The 620-nt window shown below is 76.0% G+C and carries 1 protein-coding gene; it reads right to left on the bottom strand.

Translation table 11 applies throughout. The features are described from left to right. Window positions 1-88 precede the first annotated feature (88 nt). Window positions 89-232, bottom strand: coding sequence for a hypothetical protein (locus ACJA3G_RS38225; protein WP_180356955.1), 144 nt, complete (start codon window positions 230-232; stop codon window positions 89-91). Between the last annotated feature and the right edge of the window lie 388 nt (window positions 233-620).

Raw genomic sequence — 620 nt, 5'->3', positions numbered from 1 at the left:
CTCCGGGACGGGGACCGTGCGGTCGGCCGACGGGGCGTAGGACGTGGCGACGCCGTGCAGTGCGGCGAGCCGGGCGAGGGTCATGGCGTCAGGCTCCGGCTGGCGCGGCCACCGGGGTCGGTTCGCTGGTCAGGGGCGCGGCCTCGGTCAGGGGCGGCTCGCTGGTCAGGGGTTCGGCGTCGGCCAGCGGAGGTTCGCTGGTCAGGGGCTGTTCGAGGGCGGAGACGGCCACGGAGGGCTCCACGGGGGTCGGCGACGGGGACACAGGCAGCCCTACCCAGCGGGCGGGCTCCCAGACGTACAACGCGGGGCAAGTCGCGCTCGTCACCCCCGTCCTGTGACCCAGGTCACCGGAACGGGCAATTCCGGCACAACAGGCATGCGCGTTGACACCTTCGGCACGGGGGTGGTGGGCTCGGGTCCGGTTGCGGTGCGGGACGCTCCGCCGGGGGCCGTCATGGGCGCACCGGGGCTCCACAAGTCCACTCAGACGGGGAGATGGTGTGCGGTTCGGGCGCGGGAAGCGGGCGGCTGCCGTCGCGGTCGCCGTCGTCGGCGGACTGCTCGGCGCGGCGCCCGGCGCCCTCGCCGCCCCGGCGGACCCGCCGGCCCCCGAACAG

The organism is Streptomyces sp. YS-3 (assembly GCF_045257485.1).
GTDB lineage: Bacteria > Actinomycetota > Actinomycetes > Streptomycetales > Streptomycetaceae > Streptomyces.
Note: the sequence above shows the minus strand (reverse complement) of the source record. Positions and strands in the feature narration are given on the sequence as shown.